The 18,498-nt window shown below is 42.3% G+C and carries 15 protein-coding genes and 1 rRNA gene (1 of these 16 running past the window's edge); 7 read left to right on the plus strand and 9 right to left on the minus strand.

Going from position 1 to position 18,498, the window contains the following annotated elements:
- Positions 1-1,459, minus strand: a 16S ribosomal RNA gene (locus V1500_RS16325) (it extends 91 nt beyond the left edge of the window).
- Positions 1,460-2,235: 776 nt separating this feature from the next.
- Complete coding sequence (locus V1500_RS16330) at positions 2,236-2,808, minus strand: DJ-1/PfpI family protein (protein WP_409300829.1); 573 nt, start codon at positions 2,806-2,808, stop codon at positions 2,236-2,238.
- A 272-nt stretch (positions 2,809-3,080) separates the two neighbouring features.
- On the opposite strand from V1500_RS16330, the gene V1500_RS16335 reads away from it, so the two are divergent.
- Positions 3,081-4,754 (plus strand): alpha-keto acid decarboxylase family protein, encoded by a 1,674-nt coding sequence (locus V1500_RS16335; protein ID WP_409300831.1) that lies wholly within the window; start codon positions 3,081-3,083, stop codon positions 4,752-4,754.
- A gap of 190 nt (positions 4,755-4,944) precedes the next feature.
- Here the strand turns inward: V1500_RS16335 and V1500_RS16340 are convergent, their stop codons facing one another.
- From V1500_RS16340 to V1500_RS16360, 5 genes are all read right to left on the minus strand, one after another.
- The gene (locus V1500_RS16340; RefSeq protein ID WP_409300832.1) at positions 4,945-5,397 is read right to left on the minus strand and encodes a hypothetical protein; all 453 of its coding nucleotides are present in this window, start codon (positions 5,395-5,397) and stop codon (positions 4,945-4,947) included.
- Between the two features lie 742 nt (positions 5,398-6,139).
- Entirely contained in the window at positions 6,140-7,657 is a 1,518-nt protein-coding gene (opuFB, locus tag V1500_RS16345) for an osmoprotectant update ABC transporter permease/substrate-binding subunit OpuFB (protein WP_409300834.1), read from the minus strand.
- Positions 7,650-8,612 carry an ABC transporter ATP-binding protein gene (locus V1500_RS16350; RefSeq protein WP_409300836.1) on the minus strand — a complete coding sequence of 321 codons (963 nt, stop codon included), beginning with the start codon at positions 8,610-8,612 and terminating at the stop codon, positions 7,650-7,652. Before V1500_RS16350 ends, opuFB begins: the two co-directional genes overlap by 8 nt.
- Positions 8,613-9,231: 619 nt before the next feature.
- Positions 9,232-9,465, minus strand: coding sequence for a hypothetical protein (locus V1500_RS16355; protein ID WP_409300838.1), 234 nt, complete (start codon positions 9,463-9,465; stop codon positions 9,232-9,234).
- Between the two features lie 134 nt (positions 9,466-9,599).
- Entirely contained in the window at positions 9,600-10,391 is a 792-nt protein-coding gene (locus V1500_RS16360; protein WP_409300839.1) for an IclR family transcriptional regulator domain-containing protein, read from the minus strand.
- A gap of 225 nt (positions 10,392-10,616) precedes the next feature.
- Here V1500_RS16360 and V1500_RS16365 point away from each other — a divergent pair, with 225 nt between their 5' ends.
- The 5 genes from V1500_RS16365 to V1500_RS16385 all read left to right on the plus strand — a co-directional run bounded on the left by V1500_RS16365 (position 10,617) and on the right by V1500_RS16385 (position 15,511).
- Positions 10,617-11,279, plus strand: a complete 663-nt coding sequence (locus V1500_RS16365) for a CoA transferase subunit A (protein WP_409300841.1) — start codon at positions 10,617-10,619, stop codon at positions 11,277-11,279.
- Complete coding sequence (locus V1500_RS16370) at positions 11,276-11,929, plus strand: 3-oxoacid CoA-transferase subunit B (RefSeq protein ID WP_409300842.1); 654 nt, start codon at positions 11,276-11,278, stop codon at positions 11,927-11,929. The genes V1500_RS16365 and V1500_RS16370 overlap by 4 nt, the downstream gene beginning before the upstream one ends.
- A gap of 22 nt (positions 11,930-11,951) precedes the next feature.
- Entirely contained in the window at positions 11,952-13,130 is a 1,179-nt protein-coding gene (locus V1500_RS16375; RefSeq protein WP_409300843.1) for a thiolase family protein, read from the plus strand.
- 37 nt (positions 13,131-13,167) lie between these two features.
- Positions 13,168-14,439: an Nramp family divalent metal transporter gene (locus V1500_RS16380; protein ID WP_409300845.1), complete on the plus strand. Its 1,272-nt coding sequence runs from the start codon at positions 13,168-13,170 to the stop codon at positions 14,437-14,439.
- A 352-nt stretch (positions 14,440-14,791) separates the two neighbouring features.
- Positions 14,792-15,511, plus strand: coding sequence for a DUF3298 and DUF4163 domain-containing protein (locus V1500_RS16385; protein WP_409300847.1), 720 nt, complete (start codon positions 14,792-14,794; stop codon positions 15,509-15,511).
- A gap of 73 nt (positions 15,512-15,584) precedes the next feature.
- Here the strand turns inward: V1500_RS16385 and V1500_RS16390 are convergent, their stop codons facing one another.
- Positions 15,585-16,214: a TVP38/TMEM64 family protein gene (locus V1500_RS16390; protein WP_409300849.1), complete on the minus strand. Its 630-nt coding sequence runs from the start codon at positions 16,212-16,214 to the stop codon at positions 15,585-15,587.
- A gap of 694 nt (positions 16,215-16,908) precedes the next feature.
- On the opposite strand from V1500_RS16390, the gene V1500_RS16395 reads away from it, so the two are divergent.
- Positions 16,909-17,457: a hypothetical protein gene (locus V1500_RS16395; protein WP_409300851.1), complete on the plus strand. Its 549-nt coding sequence runs from the start codon at positions 16,909-16,911 to the stop codon at positions 17,455-17,457.
- Positions 17,458-17,597: 140 nt separating this feature from the next.
- Here V1500_RS16395 and V1500_RS16400 read toward each other — a convergent pair whose 3' ends face one another.
- On the minus strand, positions 17,598-18,050 hold the full coding sequence (locus V1500_RS16400) for a C40 family peptidase (RefSeq protein WP_409300852.1): 453 nt from the start codon (positions 18,048-18,050) through the stop codon (positions 17,598-17,600).
- Positions 18,051-18,498: the final 448 nt, after the last annotated feature.

Raw genomic sequence — 18,498 nt, forward strand, 5'->3', positions numbered from 1 at the left:
AAGGTTACCTCACCGACTTCGGGTGTTACAAACTCTCGTGGTGTGACGGGCGGTGTGTACAAGGCCCGGGAACGTATTCACCGCGGCATGCTGATCCGCGATTACTAGCGATTCCGGCTTCATGCAGGCGAGTTGCAGCCTGCAATCCGAACTGAGAATGGCTTTATGGGATTGGCTCGGCCTCGCGGCTTCGCTGCCCTTTGTACCATCCATTGTAGCACGTGTGTAGCCCAGGTCATAAGGGGCATGATGATTTGACGTCATCCCCACCTTCCTCCGGTTTGTCACCGGCAGTCACCTTAGAGTGCCCAACTGAATGCTGGCAACTAAGATCAAGGGTTGCGCTCGTTGCGGGACTTAACCCAACATCTCACGACACGAGCTGACGACAACCATGCACCACCTGTCACTCTGTCCCCCGAAGGGGAACGCCCTATCTCTAGGGAAGTCAGAGGATGTCAAGACCTGGTAAGGTTCTTCGCGTTGCTTCGAATTAAACCACATGCTCCACCGCTTGTGCGGGCCCCCGTCAATTCCTTTGAGTTTCAGCCTTGCGGCCGTACTCCCCAGGCGGAGTGCTTAATGCGTTTGCTGCAGCACTAAAGGGCGGAAACCCTCTAACACTTAGCACTCATCGTTTACGGCGTGGACTACCAGGGTATCTAATCCTGTTCGCTCCCCACGCTTTCGCGCCTCAGCGTCAGTTACAGACCAGAGAGTCGCCTTCGCCACTGGTGTTCCTCCACATCTCTACGCATTTCACCGCTACACGTGGAATTCCACTCTCCTCTTCTGCACTCAAGTCCCCCAGTTTCCAATGACCCTCCACGGTTGAGCCGTGGGCTTTCACATCAGACTTAAAGGACCGCCTGCGCGCGCTTTACGCCCAATAATTCCGGACAACGCTTGCCACCTACGTATTACCGCGGCTGCTGGCACGTAGTTAGCCGTGGCTTTCTGGTCAGGTACCGTCAAGGTGCCAGCAGTTACTCTGGCACTTGTTCTTCCCTGACAACAGAGCTTTACGACCCGAAGGCCTTCTTCGCTCACGCGGCGTTGCTCCGTCAGACTTTCGTCCATTGCGGAAGATTCCCTACTGCTGCCTCCCGTAGGAGTCTGGGCCGTGTCTCAGTCCCAGTGTGGCCGATCACCCTCTCAGGTCGGCTACGCATCGTTGCCTTGGTAGGCCATTACCCCACCAACTAGCTAATGCGCCGCGGGCCCATCTGTAAGTGACAGCCGAAACCGTCTTTCCATCTTCCCCCATGCGGGGGAAGAACCTATCCGGTATTAGCTCCGGTTTCCCGAAGTTATCCCAGTCTTACAGGCAGGTTGCCCACGTGTTACTCACCCGTCCGCCGCTGACTTCCGGGAGCAAGCTCCCTTCTGTCCGCTCGACTTGCATGTATTAGGCACGCCGCCAGCGTTCGTCCTGAGCCAGGATCAAACTCTCCGATAGAATTTGTGACGCACATGGATGTGCTAACATCGGCGTTGTCACAGGACGTGACGATCTTAGCCGATGATCCTTAACTCTTGTACTTTTAAAGTGTTTACTCACTATCATTTAGACGTCTTATTTCAATAAGAAAAAAGAATCTGGCGCTTGTTTTGTTCAGTTTTCAAAGAGCAATCTCATATGTTGTTTCTCTCAGAAGCAACTTTATTAATGTAACACAGCGTTTAATAGTTGTCAACTTCTACGAAAAGATATTCTTTATTTAAAAATTTTATCATCGCTAACACGACTTTTCTATAATAAATCAAGCAAGGTAAAAAGTCAACATTTTTTTAATCTTGAATGTTTTAAAAGGCTAGTTCATTTCAGCGACTTAAATAATATAACTCCAATATGAAAGTAAGTCAATAACTTTTCGATTTATTTCTAACGTAAAGATAGTTCACCTTTATTAAATATGCTTAAGATGGCATATCATAATGTAAGAACCATGAATTAATTGTCTTCATACTCCAAGTATACAATTGAAGGTATAACACTCTTTATACTAATGAGTCCTGCCTACGAGTCGTGCCTGGTTTATGCAGACGCTAGCTGACCCTGCGGTGACACATAAACAAGAAATAATATTACTACCATATGTATCTCAACACTTTAACAGATTGCACTAAAGCCTATAATAGAAATGACGTGCGCTTGTTCACACGTTATTTCTATTATCAATTTACCGTATAAAAACTATAACAGACTGAAATATTTAATATTGCTTTACACCCTTAAACCTCTTCCATCATTTTATTTCTCGTACCTCGGTAAAAATCCACCGCTTCAGCACTCGCGTCACTCACCATTTTTTTAAGCTCTATAGCAAAATCAACATATGCATGCCCCTGTGCTGTTAATATGTTTCCATAGCGGACAACAGAGTTATATTGGTAATTTTCTTCCTGGAAAAAGCCAAGAAAATTACGTTGATTCTTAGTTAGGCTAACAGTGTACGGTATACCTTCCAAAAGGCCGGCTCGTGCTAGAACATATGCACCACTGCAGATCGCAGCAGCCGCCTTTGATTGACTAACAAAAACCCTCACCCATTCATACAATTCTGGTTTATTCTCAATCGGCAGTAAGTTACCACCTGGTACGATAAGCAACTCAAAATCTTCCAACACGGCCTCGTTAAGTGTTAAATCCGGGATGATTGTTAACCCTGCCTCTGATACTACTGCACCTTTATCGACTGAAATCGTAACCACAGTATGGGAATCCCTCAACATCGATATAGCAGCAGAGATTTCATACTCAGCAAACCCCTCATAAATAAATAATAGAGCCTTTTCCTTATTCACGTATTCTCCCCTCCCTCTGTATGTCTTCGTTTTTTCTTTACAAAAATCCTCTATAAATGAAGAAAAATATCATTGTAAATAGTCGATTTCACGCAGTATATGTTTTTTGCGGCTAAGGCGTGTTGATAGGTGCCATTTTATTGCCCTATATCGGGAACTCTTCCTTACAAGAAACATTACATTTAAAAGGGCAAGAAACGCTCAGCACGGATTACACCAAAAAAGCCGGGGTATATGTAGGTATATCTTAAAACGTTAAAGGAGTGATTGTCTTGTCTGTTTCAAATCAAGCTGAAGAAAAAACTCTCGGGGAATTTTTACTCGATTGTCTAAAACAAGAGGAGGTAACAGATATTTTCGGGGTTCCGGGCGATTATAATTTTAGCCTGCTTGATACGATCGAACGATACGAAGGAGTGCGCTTCATAAACGGAGTGAACGAGCTGAATGCCGGGTATGCAGCTGACGGATACGCGAGACTTAGGGGGATGGGAGCACTAATCACAACATTTGGTGTCGGGGAAATGAGCGCCTGTAATGCTATCGCCGGGGCTTACAGTGAAAACGTTCCGGTTATCCATATTGTAGGATCTCCCAAATTAGTGGAACAAAATGAAAAAAAACTGCTGCACCACACCCTGATGGACGGCGATTATGATGTATTTCGTAAAACGTATGAAAACATTACTGCCTATACAGCAGTTTTGACACCCGAAAATGCCGAGCTAGAGATACCAAACGCTCTTTATGTGGCGAAACAAAAGAAGAAACCTGTTTATCTAGTAGTTGCGATTGACCTTGTTACAAAACCTATTGTACGTCATAACCGAAATCTTCCTAAACCATCAGAAACAAATGAAAAATCCCTGAATGCAGCTTTCTCACACGCGCAGCAAATACTAAATAAGGCAGAGAGTACAGTCATTTTAGTGGATACAAAAGCAATGCGCTATAGACTTCAGGCACAAATTGAACAACTTGCCGAAAAGATGAATGTGCCCGTCTCATCCTTATTTCAGGGAAAAGGCGGATTCGATGAAAGTCATCCTCTATACATAGGGATGTACAGCGGCGCTTTTGGTAATGATAAAGTACGTAATATTGTAGAAGATGCAGATTGTGTGATTACAGTGGGTCTGGTTTGGTCTGATGTAAACAGTTCAAAATCCACTGCAAATTTAAACACCGCCAATATGATTAACATCCAGCCGCATTCCGTAAAAATTGGCGAAGCTCTTTATCCAGATGTGCTGGCAGAAGACATCTTAAACGAGATCATAGATTGCGGTTACCGGCAAGATAACAGTCAATATGAGATAGAATTTCCATATGAAACAATGATTGGCTCACCAGATGAGCCTTTGACAGCAGCCTCCTATTATCCCCGTTTTCAGAATATGTTGGCCGAAGAAGATATAATAGTTGTTGAAACCGGTAGCTTTTCCTACGGGATGTCGCAGGTCAGGCTTCCAAAGGGAGCAGATTATATCGTGCAGGGAGGCTGGCAAAGCATTGGTTATTCAGTTCCTGCCACTTTCGGCGCTTGCATGGCAGCCGGCGCTCGACGTGCGCTTCTATTTACTGGCGATGGCTCCCTTCAGCTGACCGTACAGGAGATCAGCTCGATGCTGAAGAATGGCTGCACACCTATAATCTTTATTCTCAATAACCAAGGTTTCACAATAGAAAAATATTTGAATGTACAAACCGAAGATCAAAAGTATAACCAAATTTCAAATTGGGATTATACAAAGCTTACAGAAGTATTTGCAGATGACGCTTATACAGCCTCTGTTCAAACTAATAACGAACTGGATTTAGCAATTGAGCAAGCGGAAAAACTTAACGGTACCAAGCTTTGCATCATAGAACTTAGGGTAAAAGATCCTATGGATGCACCTGATTATCTGCAAAAGATGCGCAACTATCTTGAGGAGAATAAGTAGAAGCCGCCTAAGTTATAAGGACTCCTTGATTTTCATATATGCCGCAAAGCGGGATACCGTTCCTGTTCCGTTTGCTGATTTTTTGGGCTGGCACATCATTAATTATTTATAAGTGATAAAACACTGTAAAAAAGTCATCCAAATTACATGAATAACTTTTATTCACAATAGTCAATTTTCGAATACTGCCCTATAACCTTGGCGTCCCATGAAGTATTTCTGAGGTTAAAAAAACACCAACCGGCGGAAGCCCGCCCCCTCCTGTTACCGGACCAGTTAATGGTGTATCAGTAGTGGCGATCCAATCTCCTTGCTCACCGGCTTGTATAGAAGGAGGCTTCATTACAAACCTTCCCCGTAAAATGTAATGACGTACACGGATGGCAGCAGAATCGAAAATGAAGAGTTTTCCGCTGAAAGTCGCATATGGGGTATCGAACATTATTTGGTTGGTGTATTCATTCCATGTTCCATTGATCGGCAATGGCCTCCCCCTAAAATTAGCTGTGCCAGTTAACCGGTTGCCAGTTAAAGAGGTGAAGCTGAGAGTCCCTCTGACAACTGCTCTTCCTGCTATTGATGTATTTAATCCCCACGGCGTCGATAACGGTAACCTCAGGGTGCTGCTTTGAAGATTTTGCAAAGTCAATCTCTCCTTCATCTGATTAAAACCTATTTGAAGTACAAGCTGCATTGTTACGGGTTGAAAAATTTCATTTTTATTCTAAAAGTATATTCCTGCTTCAACCAAACTGAGACATATTTAGGCTCTTTCTATATTCATTTGTTCCATTGAGTGTAAGAGGCAACCACAAAATCCCATCTCCTAAATTGAGTTGGGATTTTACATGGATATTCGAATGTTCCATGATTCTGTATCTCAACTCCTTCCATTCGATGTAAGGGAATTTCTGAAGAAGAAAAACATGGACAGGTTTAATTTGTTCTGGGAAATCCCTCTAAGATGCTGCGTAAAATATATCAAAAATAAAAAGACCGAAATAATTTCGGCCTTCGGATTATAGAGATCACTGCAATTTGCTGTTAGGGTCCATGGGCCGGTCGCCTACCATGTTTCCGTTTATTATCCGTCAACAGATTATATTGTTAGCTTTTCCAGGGAATCGAAAAATCTAATATTTACGGGATTTAATAGATATACGTTAAATCAATATTAGAAAGTTATCGTGTATACATGTTGACTCGGGAACCACGCTTCAACATCCTTTGTTATCACAGATTTGGTTTATTCAATAGCGTATATCAATCGGATCGGACAGTTTGATCGTTCGATTCTAAATGGAATGGTTCAGCGAGCATATTCTAATCCAGCAGTAAAGCAAATAAAGCCGCATCGGATTTATTCCAAGCGGCCTATTTACAGGCTATTCAATTAATCCTTCCTTCGTCAAAAATTCCCTGGCTGTCTGCTTAGCTGTCTTTCCTTCTACATTAACTTCATAGTTCATTTTGCGCATTTCGTCATCACTTATCTTTCCCGCAAGAAGGTTTAGCGCCTCAGCCAATTCGGGATGCTCCTCAACAGTTTCCTGTCTTAACAGTGGAGCCCCCTGGTAAGGAGGGAATAGATGTTTGTCATCTTGCAAAACAGTCAGTTTATACTGTGCCAATTCACTGTCTGTGGAATAGGCGTCCACCAAATTGATTTCTCCTTTTTCAATCGCACCGTATCTCAGTTTAGGTTCCATTGTAATCACACTTGGGAAATCCAGGCGATACAGTTTCTGAATGCCTCGGTAACCGTCTTCCCGATCGGAAAATTCTAGTGTAAAACCTGCCTTTATATTTGCTTGTGCTGCTCGCAGGTCAGAAATCGTTTTCAAATTATACTTTTGGGCTGTTTCGTCAGGTACCGCCAAAGCGTATGTATTATTGTATTGCATTGGCTTTAGCATTTGCATATCAAATTGCTTTATCATCCCTTTTCTTGCTTGTTCATATACCTCGTCACTTTCGGTACTGACTGCCTTTTCTTTCAGAAACTCTGAAATTGCCGTTCCGGTAAATTCCGGATAAACGTCAATACTTCCTGATTTTAATGCATTAAATACAAAGGATGTCTTCCCAAGACCGGGCTTAAGCTCGACATGAAGATCAGTCTCCTCTTCAATCAGTAGCTTATACATATTTATTAAGATTTCCGGCTCAGACCCGAGCTTTCCGGCAATGATAATTTGCTCTTCGTCTTTATTATTTATATGCGGAAGCGCTAAGGTAAGGAGCAACCCTGCTGACACCCCGCCGAGAATAAATAACGACCTTCTAAAGTTCATGCCTTCAAAACGTCTAAGCAGCTGGTCAAAAAGAATTGCTAATAATGCAGCAGGTATTGCACCAAGAAGGATAAGGCTTGAATTGTTCCTGTCAATGCCCAAAAGAATCAGGTCACCTAACCCCCCAGCGCCAATAAGGGCTGCCAATGTAGCTGTACCCACTATAAGCACCATGGCAGTCCGGATACCTGCCATTATGACAGGCATGGCCAAGGGCAGTTCCACCTTTGTCAATCGTTTACTCCTGTTCATTCCCATTGCCCTGGCTGCCTCAATCAAGGCTGGGTCGACCTCTTTGATGCCTGTGTATGTATTCCGCAAGATGGGAAGAAGTGCATACACGACAAGTGCTATTATTGCCGGAGTCCTCCCTATTCCAAACAAAGGAATTAAAATACCCAACAATGCCAATGAAGGGATTGTCTGTAATACAGCAGTTATCGCTATTATGCCTTCTGCGACTCTTTTCTTTTTGGTTATGTATATACCCAGCGGGATAGCAAGCAATATTGCAAGAATTAGAGCGATCAAGGAAATTTGAATATGCTCTATGAGCGTGTTGAATAGCTGTCCTTTTCTTTCATTCAAAATGCTGATGAAGTTATCCATTCAGCCGACCCTCTTTCCCCATCTGTTCTGCTAAATGCTGGATGATCCCCTGTCTATTGATGGTACCGATGATTCTTCCATCCTTTAAAACTCCAAGCTGGTCGTACTCTGTTAACAATGTGAGAATCTCCTGTAAGGAAGCATGGGGCGGAATTGTTTTAGCAACCGTGCTGGATGCCATTTCGTTATATTGTATGTACTTCTGTATTGAAAACGGCGCAGTGGCCAGTGCCATGTCTTCTCCGACAAAATTGCGGACAAAGTCATTAGCAGGATGGTTCAACAGTTCCTGTGGTGTTGCTATCTGTACGACTTCTCCATCCCTCATGACACAAATCCTGTCGGCCAGTTTTAAAGCCTCCCTCATGTCATGTGTAACGAAAACAATCGTTTTTTTGATTGTTCTTTGCAGCTCTAGAAGGTCATCCTGCAGCTTTTCCCTGCTGACAGGATCCAGTGCACTGAACGGCTCGTCCATTAAGATTATTTTGGGATTTGCAGCAAGTGCTCTGGCAACACCTACTCTCTGCTGCTGTCCCCCTGATAATTCATTAGGCTTCCGGTGCCTATACGTTTCCGGATCAAGGCCAATCATTTGTAACAGCTCATCGATTCTTTGACTGATCCTCTTCCCATTCCATTTTTTCAATTCCGGGACAATCGCGATATTCTCCTCAATAGTCATATGCGGAAACAGCGCAATCTCCTGAAGAACATAGCCAATATCCCATCGCAATTGATGGATATCATATTGACTTATATTTTGACCGCCAATTGTGATGGTTCCATCTGTGGCTGGAATCAATCTATTAATCATTTTAAGAGTGGTCGTTTTTCCACAGCCGCTTGGCCCGATCAGTACCATAAGTTCCCCTTCATGTATTTGGAAATTTACCGATTTTACTGCATATGTACTGTCAAGGTAACGCTTTGACACATTGTTAAATCTAATCATCCCACGACTCCTTTCTTCTGAGCGAACAATTAATCCCACCAATGAAAATCACTCTCGGTCGCACACAAAAACTTCCAAATATTAGTATACCAATTTACCGAATTGAACCATATCGATTTGCCTGTAACCTCTTTTCTTAAGACATTTCTTTACAAGTACTGATTTTTCAGTACAAAAAAGGACAGGAATCTTTTTATCTGTCGGATTAACAGATCATAATTGTGAAACTAATGAAAGATCAGTTTTCCTGATATTACAACAAATATATCCCTAAACAGGATTACATCCAAACTCCAAGCATATTTTTCGTACCCTATGCATCACCGCTTTACGACAAAAAGGGTAGAAAAATAATAAAGCCAACTGAAGCAGCCGGCTTGAAATATTCAACTAACATTTTTTTATTTTATTTACATGTTATTTAAAGGATTTGTATTGCTGAGAAATTTACTTAACTTAACAAATAGGTGTACTTCCAAATTCATCTGTACATCAATGTATTTGTGCCCTGCACTTAATTTATCCAGCTAACGCTCATCTGTAAATACCAGAAGGATTTTCCCCTGTTCGATCGATTTCTCCAATGATTCTGCTTCGTGCCGGCTAAGCCCTAATTCTTCTAATTGCATGCTAAGCCCCCGCTTCCCGGGTAGGAATATATGTTTGAGTTATGCCCCCAGCCCCAATTCCTCATGCCAATTATTTTAGCATCGGACTGTTCTGCTACATCTTTGGCCGCTTTTACACTCTTCGAAGGCACATATATTTCTCCAGCTGCAACTCCCTTGTTTTGTAGCATACACACTGCCTGAATAGCATCCTCAACCGAAGAGTATTCATGCACCAGCCTCATTTCATTTCTCTACTTTTCTCGCAGGTTTACATATCATATACACAGAATTCCACAAAAGAAAACATTTCAAATTTTGAGCTAAAAAGGTGTTGGATTTCCAGAAAGAAGCCTTATTCCTAATGGTGATTACTTGTTCAACCTAAAATTTTATGGACCTTGACCTGCTTGTTCAATTCCATTGCACCTTCAATTAATGCTGGTAAATACGTATTCTTGATTTTTTCTTCCGATGATCTCATGTTGTTTGTGGAGATATTCATCGCAGCAATCGGCTTACCCTTCCAATTGAAAATAGGTACAGCAATCGACCGCAGTCCTATCTCAAGTTCGTCGTTTCCATCAGCATAGCCCAGTTGCCTGCATGTGGACAAATGAGCTTCAAATTCCTGAAAATCTATTATTGTTTTGTCGGTCAATGCCTCGATTTTTGCCGAACTCCAAATGTCCCGCCTGTCCTCTTCAGGCAGCCAGGCAACAAGCGCCTTTCCTAATGATGTAGCATAATAAGGCAGCCTTGAACCAACACGAAGGTTCGCTCCAATGATTCGTTCTGCCGCATTAACCCTTGATAGATATACAATATCCGCTTTATCAAGGATAGCAAGATTCGTGGACTCCTTCACTTTCGACGCAATTATTTCAAGAATGGGATGGGCAATGTCAGGCAGGTTCAATGATTCCAAGTAATGTGCCCCGAGATCCAATACTTTAGGGCTCAGTTGAAATTTATTCGCTTCAGATATTCTCACGTACCCGAGATCCACAAGTGTAAGGACAAAGCGCCTTACCGTAGCCTTATTGATGCCTGTTTTCCTTTCCAGGTCACTTAGTGTCAAATAGACGGAACTCGAATCAAACGCATTTAGAACCTGAAACCCTTTTGCTACTGAATTGACAAAATAACCGGATTCTTTCAATGTATTCATTATTTTTTCCCCCTCTTTTAATAGTCTGTATCTTTTTGCTTATTTTCTAAAAAGTCTTTCAATTCGGTTGATAGTTAGTAAAAAAGCTTATATACTCGAAATATATTCACATTTCGTATATTTGTACGGATAGTGTACGATAAAACTTTATTATTTGCAAAACCTATTTACCGATAAATGTAAGGGTTTACACAAGATATGACACTGCAAGAAGGAGGTTTCTTTATGAATAAAGTTGTATCTGCTGCGGAGGCAATCTCTCATATTCATGACGGAGATACCATATGCGTTGGCGGCTTCGGTCTGGTCGGATGCCCTCTGGGATTGATTAAAAAATTGGAAGAACATCCGGTTTCCAGATTGACAGTAATAAGCAATAACCTGGGAGAGCCTGGAGGCAAAGGACTTGGGAAAATTATGCTGCAGAACAAAATCTCAAAAGCGATCGGCTCCTACTTCACCAGCAATATTGATGCTGTCCAGTACGTGAACGAAGGAAAGCTAGAAGTGGAACTAGTACCCCAGGGTACGCTGGCTGAACGGCTGCGTGCAGGAGGCGCAGGTATTGGCGGATTCTATACTAGGACTTCTGCAGGTACGCTGCTCGCCGAAAACAAGGAATCACGTATCATAAACGGCAAGGAGTATGTACTCGAATTTCCCCTTCTTCCAGATGTTGCGCTAGTAAAAGCACAGAAGGCCGATACATTGGGGAATCTTGTATTTTCAAAAACGGCCCGGAACTTCAATCCTGACATGGCAAAAGCAGCCAGGGTCACTATTGTGGAAGCTGACGAAATCGTAGAGCCTGGTGAACTTGATCCCGAGCAAATCATTGTTCCGCATCTGTTTGTGAACTACATTGTGCGGGGAGGAAAATCAAAATGAATATGAAAGAAAAGATCGCAGCCAGAGCTGCAAGGGAAATAAAAGATGGGGCAATCGTCAACCTTGGAATCGGCATCCCCACCCTTGTTGCGGACTACCTATCTGATCAAAAAGAAATATTTTTACATACAGAAAACGGCTTGCTAGGTGTCGGTCCGACCCCTTCCGATGGAGAAGAAGATCCTGAAATGATCAATGCCGGCAAGCTTCCGGTTACTGCTAAAACAGGAGCATCCTACTTTTCTTCGTCAGAGTCCTTCGGCATGATCCGCGGGGGCCATATCGACGTGGTAATACTCGGGGCTTTGCAGGTCGCCCAGAGCGGGGACATCGCTAATTGGGCCGTGCCGGGAAAAAACATTCTTGGTGTGGGCGGAGCCATGGACCTTGTAGCCGGGGCCAAGGAGGTTATCGTTACAACCCAGCATTGCGCTAGGAACGGAGAACCTAAAATTCTAAAGAATTGTGATTATCCCATTACCGCAAAAAATGTGGTAAACACTCTTATTACAGAATATGCAGTATTCCGATTTAAAGATGGGCAGATGGTGCTCGAGGAATTGGCTGATGAAATAACAGAGCCGCAGCTGAAGCAAATAACACCTGCAAACTATACCATCTCCCCTGCTCTTTCCCGTTATGTGACTTAATATCTGAAAGGAGAATGTCTATATGGTACAGGAAATTGTCATAGTCAGCGCCCGGCGCACTCCAATCGGCCGGTTCGGAGGCACATTAAGAAATACAAACTCCGCAGAGTTAGCGGCAGCTGTGTTGAGAGATGCCATGAAAACTATAGTTTTGCATGAGGAAATCAATGAAATTATTTTGGGGGAGGTCCGGCAATCAACCGAATCATCCAATGTGGCGCGTGTGGCAGCCCTTAGAGCAGGCATTTCTGACAAAGCAACAGCCTATACAGTCAACCGATTATGCGCTTCAGGCATGCAGGCTGTGATATCTGGCGTCGGGCATTTAGCCTTCCATCCGAATGACATTGTTATTGCTGGAGGGACTGAAAATATGAGCAGGGCTCCGATATACCTGCGGAACTCACGCTTTGGGGAAGGAAATCCAATATTGGTTGATTCAAATCTCGAGAACGGCCAGCAGCCTGTTGAAATGTATGGCAAGAATTTAGGCATGGGCATTACAGCCGAAAACGTTGCCGAAAAATATGGTATATCACGTGAGGATCAGGATGCTTTCGCTTTGGAAAGCCAAAAAAGGGCAAAGCAGGCATGGGAGAACGGAAAATTCGATTCTCAAATCGTCCCATTGGAAATCAAAATCAAACAGGAAGCAATGTTATTTGCAAAGGACGAGCATATGAGGGAAACTTCCCAGGAAAAACTGGCGAACTTGAAACCTGTTTTTAAGCCAGAAGGAACTGTCACAGCAGGAAACGCCTGCGGCCGCAATGACGGGGCAAGCGCCCTTGTACTGATGTCCAGAAATAGGGCACATTCCTTAGGTCTTAAGCCCTTGGCTAGAATAAAGGATTGGGCAACAGCCGGCGTGGATCCTCATTATATGGGGATTGGTCCAGTCCCGGCCGTATCGAAGCTGCTTGAAAGGACAAATCTCAAAATGGCCGATATCGGTCTAATAGAGCTGAACGAGGCCTTTGCCTCCCAGGCACTTGCTGTTATCCGGGAGCTTGGCATCGACATGGGCAAGGTTAATGTTAATGGCGGGGCAATTGCACTCGGCCATCCACTTGGGGCAACCGGCGCCGTCATATTGACCAAGCTTGTTCATGAAATGAAGGCGCGGAACGAGCAATTTGGCATTGCCACCTTATGTGTCGGAGGCGGACAGGGAATGGCAGTGCTCCTCGAGTCAGTTTGAGGACACTTTAACTAATACAGATTTGGAGGTTTTTCATGTGAAGATAGAAACAAGTCAACCACTACAGATCAGCCCTCCTTCCACCTGGAAGGAAAAATTAAAGTTCCTTGGGCCAGGACTGGTTGTGGCCGCCACTGGGGTGGGACCAGCTGACCTCGTTACTTCCGTTGCGATAGGAACATCATTTGGAATGACCTTTGTCTGGGCAATTATCATCGGGGCAATCCTTAAATATTTCCTTAATGAAGGGGTGGGAAGATGGAATCTTGCGACCGGCAAAACTATGCTCGATGGCTGGCATAAGCTTGGATCATGGGCAACCGGATATTTCGGAGTATATTCCGTCATCTGGGGCTTCATTTATGGTGCAGCGGCTGCTTCCACTGCCGGTATGGCAATGCATGCGATGTTCCCGATTATGCCTCTGTGGGCATGGGCGATCATTCATTCTGTCTTGGGTTTTTTACTCGTCTGGTCCGGCAAATATTTATTGTTTGAACGTATCATGACCGTTTTAATTGGCGTTATGTTCATAACTATCATCGGAACAGCGGCGCTTTTCCTTCCAGGTTTCACAGATTTTGCAGCTGGTTTCGTCCCTACGGTGCCTGATGGCTCCTTTATGCTGATGCTTGGGTTGATTGGAGGTGTTGGCGGAACCATCACCATGTCTTCTTATGGCTATTGGCTTAGCGAAAAGGGCTGGGGCGGACCGAAATGGATTCCCACCATGCGCACTGACTCCAAGGTCGCCTATACACTTACAGCCATTTTCACAATGGCTGGCTTAATCATCGGGGCTCAATTCCTTGCAGGCAGCGGCGTCAGCATCCGTGATGACCAGGGACTTATTACTCTTGCAAATATGCTTGGCGACGAGTTCGGCACACCGATGCGATGGATGTTCCTGCTCGCATTCTGGTCTGCTGCCTACACCTCCCTTCTTGGTGTATGGAATGGCGTGCCTTATCTCTTTGCTGACTTTATTAAAACTATACGCAAAAAGAAGGAAAAAGGAAATTCATTCGTATCTGAAAAGGAACCGGCCTATCGCTTCTTCCTATTTTGGCTCACATTCCCGCCGATGATTTTGTTCTACTTTGGAAAGCCTGTAGAGCTTCTGATTTTATATGGTGCTCTCGGAGCATTATTCATGCCGTTCCTGGCCATTTCTCTTCTCTTGCTCCTTAATTCTAAGGAGGTTCAAGAAGAATACAGAAGCAAACTATCTTCGAATGCCGTGTTGATTGGATGTCTTGTATTATTTGCCTTCCTCGGCATCAATGAACTGGTTAAGATTTTCTCTTAATATTGTATATAGGGATAAAGATTGAAGACAGCAGCCTAAAATAATGCTGTCTTCTTTTTTTAGCGGCTGAACTTTCTGCAAGATTGCTATTATTTAGCGATATTTGAAAACCCTTGAGTCGTTTCGGTTTTAATAATTACATAGCCACAGGTAAAAATAAGCTACATTTAATCTCCTGCACGGTCACCCAGAAATATATTATGATGCTTTCGTTTTCAACCTCAAATGGCACAACTGTTTTCAATTTAGTTTAAATTTACAAAAAATGTACGGAATTATCTTTTCAAATGGATATGGCCTTTATATAATTAATTGGAAAATATTTTCCGCCATAAAAATTAGGGGGTATTTTATGCAGAAGCTGAACAGCTTTAAGTTACAGTTTAGCATCCTTTTAGCATTTACATTGTTCTCTTTCCTGATGTTTTCCGCTTCGATTACTCACGCATCGTCTCCGACAGTAAAAGTGACCAGTAAGCTTTATACCAAGAAAAGTCAAACTATAAACCTGGTATACCCGCAAGTCACAGGGTTGAAAAGCAAATCTGCACAAATAAAAATTAATACCGCCCTTCTCAATCATGTTAAAAAATCCTACAAGAACTACCTATTATTAAAGAAGGATATGGAAGAAGTCAAAAAGGAGGGCTTATGCAAGCAGAACCCGCAATTTTGTGTTTATTATTACGGCACTTCGTTTAAGGTCAAATATAATAATGCAGGAAAGCTCAGCATACTCCTTATCGACGACCAATACTCGGGCGGCGCGCATGGTACAGCTTATGTAACAGGATATAATTTCAATACAAGCACAGGGGATAAGTACAGTTTAACTTCTGTATTAAATACGAAGACAAAAATGAATAAGGTATGGCAATACACATTCAACTACATGAAGAAACGGCCAAATACGTTTTTTGCCGAGGATTTAGATAAGTATTTAAGAATTAACAACAATACAGCATTTTACTTCACCAGCAGCGGAATTAGTCTCCTATTCCAGCAATATGAGGTTGCCCCTTATGCTGCGGGAAATCCAGAGGTTAAGATACCCTCCAATGTCTACCGATAAGAATGAAAAGGTGCACCAATTCAAATCGGTTGCACCTTTTTTATTTGTTCTTACTGTTTACAGATGATGGAAATCATTCTGCCTTGTGAGCGCCCCTTCTTACCCACATTCTATAAACTAAAATAATGACGAATAAGAAAATCAAGTATATTACGGCACCCAATAAAAATCGATTCAATGAGGAGAGAATCTGACTGCCGCTGTATGCTACAAATACGGTTGTCGGTATCTTTCCAATCGCAGTAGCGGAAATGTATATCGAAAAAGGAATGCCGGCAATGCCCGAATATATATTCACCACCGGAGTAGGTATTATAGGAATAACTCGAGCGGCTAAAATCGCGATAAAAGCATTTTTTCGAATCATCTGCTGGAAATAATCCAGACGTTTAAATCGTTTCAAATAAGCTGTAACATAATCACTAAATAAATGGCGGGCGGCAAAAAAATAAATCGCAGAGGCGGTAACAGTGCCAAACCAATTAATTAAGGATCCTAACAATAAACCATACTTTGCCCCCACGATACCTGAATATAATGTGAAGGGGATAACCGGGATCGTTGCAATGAAAACCGACAGTAAAAAGATTAAGGGAAGATTGGATTTGTCACTTTCCTGAATCCAGTTTAATATGTAATCTTTATTCATGAAGCAAAACAAGAAAACCAGCAAGTAAACCAATACAATCGGAAGCTTTCTCATCCATCATCTCTCCAGGTGCCAAGTTGTAAAAATTAATTATTTAAAATCCCCTCTTATATTGTGCTGTTTCCTATGCTTCCACTATATTAAATGAAACATCAGTGGCTTATAAACATAATGCGCACTCGATCCGCCCCCAAAAAACGTACCTTTCACTAGTATGGTCAATTACATAAAATCGGTCTTAATTTTACTTTATCTTAAATTAATTCGAATGATAAGCTGCATTAATTTCGTCCGTTATCAGCCACTTACTCAGATTGCATTCAATAGTTTTTTTATCCATATAATTCGTTGATACAATCCTCCCCTATATGACATAATTGCAGTCTCTTATATTTGGAACCCTATTATAAATCTATCGTTCGCCAAATTAGGCTTGTTTATGTTAAGTGTCCAGCTTGATAGGATAATGCGCTGCCGAAATTGCCCATAAATTAGACAGAAGCCTATATCCTCTGCGAAATCCTGTTATGCATACATGTCACCAATCATTGCATGAAGGTTATGTCCATATGTAATCTAGTCGAATCCCAACTTTTCAATCTTGAACAAGTTGGAGTTCATTTATTTGTCGCGTTATGTTATGTACTGCTTCTTTACAGCATACTAAACCAATTACTTAGCACACAGAGTTCAAATCGCCCAATTGTACACACTATGTTATAAATGCAGAAGGAAGTGATTATGTTTAATGAAAAAAACAATCGCAATTCTGACCTTTGCCATTTGGGTCTCACTTGCCTCTTCCATACACATAAAGGCATTGACACTGGATAAGCTTCCAGCGTCACAAGCTTCACAGCAATGGGGCGTGGTTATAGGAAGGACTTCTTCAAATATCCCTTCCCAAATTAGTTTAGAAGCGGGTGTATTTAATATATATAATATAGACATTAAAAATATCGGAGATAAAAATATTGAAAATGTGGTAGTTGAAGTATATAGAGATGGAAACATCGAAAAAACAAAATACGAATTATTCACAACAGAGGCAGGTCCTCTTCTGGAGGAGGGTTCTAGCCAATATAGGAATATTCCGGTCTCAGAAAAGACGCATACATTGGAAGTAATTATTACTTGGACCAAGAATATTAAAGACAAACACCTGGCGAGGCGATATAAGGAAAGCTTTGTTTTCGTCAATTCTCAACATCGAAAAGATAAGAACCCTATTACGAAGGTAAGCCCACTCACCTACACTTGGAAAATCGCTGCCTCAAATAATATTCCACTATCTTAACAAATCGATATCAATGTGTTGAGTCTGCCAAAGAAGAAAGAAATTAATGATCAGCCTATTGAACCTTATGCATCGACGCTTGTGGTTTCAAGGTCTGGTGTAATGTGTTACAAAAAAAAGAGCCAGTAGGCTCTTTTCTATTATATACGCTTTGCTCCGATAAACTTTGGTTTCCAATATGAGTTTTTTGTGTAAAAATATGATACACCTTTTGATGATGATGAATTAATCACTTTTCCGCTCCCAACATACATAGCTACATGGGTTGGCCTTGAAGCTTTGTTAGGTGCATAAAAGAGCAGATCCCCTGCTTTTAAAGAACTAACCCTTGTCCCTCTTGTATACATGTCTCTAGCTGTCCTGGGCAATGACTTGCCAGCTTTTCCGAAAGAATATTTGATCAATCCTGAACAATCAAATCCACTTGGTGACATGCCGCCCCATCTATATGGTACTCCCAGGTTGCTTTTTGCAACCGAGATTGCTTTTGTATGGTAAGTTGCTGCCTCTGCCTGTGTTGTCTCACCCATTGCCGTAAACCCCATGCTTAGCGTAGCTGTCATGGCTAGGGTCGCGATGAATTTCTTTAACAAGATTGTTTACCCCCTGGCGTGATTTGTTAAACCAAATATACCGTGTTTTTGATAACATTCGCATCACAGTCACTTTACATTTATATTACAAAATATAGCCAAATACTCCATAAAACTGCATAGAAGGATGATTTACAACATATTCCCATATATGAATTCAATCTTCTTTATACAAAACTACTGAAGTAACAAAGAAAAATAGCCTATTATGTAAAGAATACAACAGCATATCCCTATTAGCCTCGGCTACTAATGGCAGCCCACAGCTTGAGAAGCCAAATTAGACTATGAAGAAAATATTGTTTTACAACAAACGTGATTATATCTTAAATTAGGAAGCTTTATAAAACATGCTGTCAGTTTTTTTGCAGTTCCTTCCTCACAAAACGTTACATCAGTATTGAGAAGCAGTGAAGACCTCCGAATAGTGGAAAGTATGTAGTCAAAG

Origin of the sequence: Peribacillus sedimenti (genome assembly GCF_046237635.1) — a bacterium.
Taxonomy (GTDB): domain Bacteria; phylum Bacillota; class Bacilli; order Bacillales; family DSM-1321; genus Peribacillus; species Peribacillus sedimenti.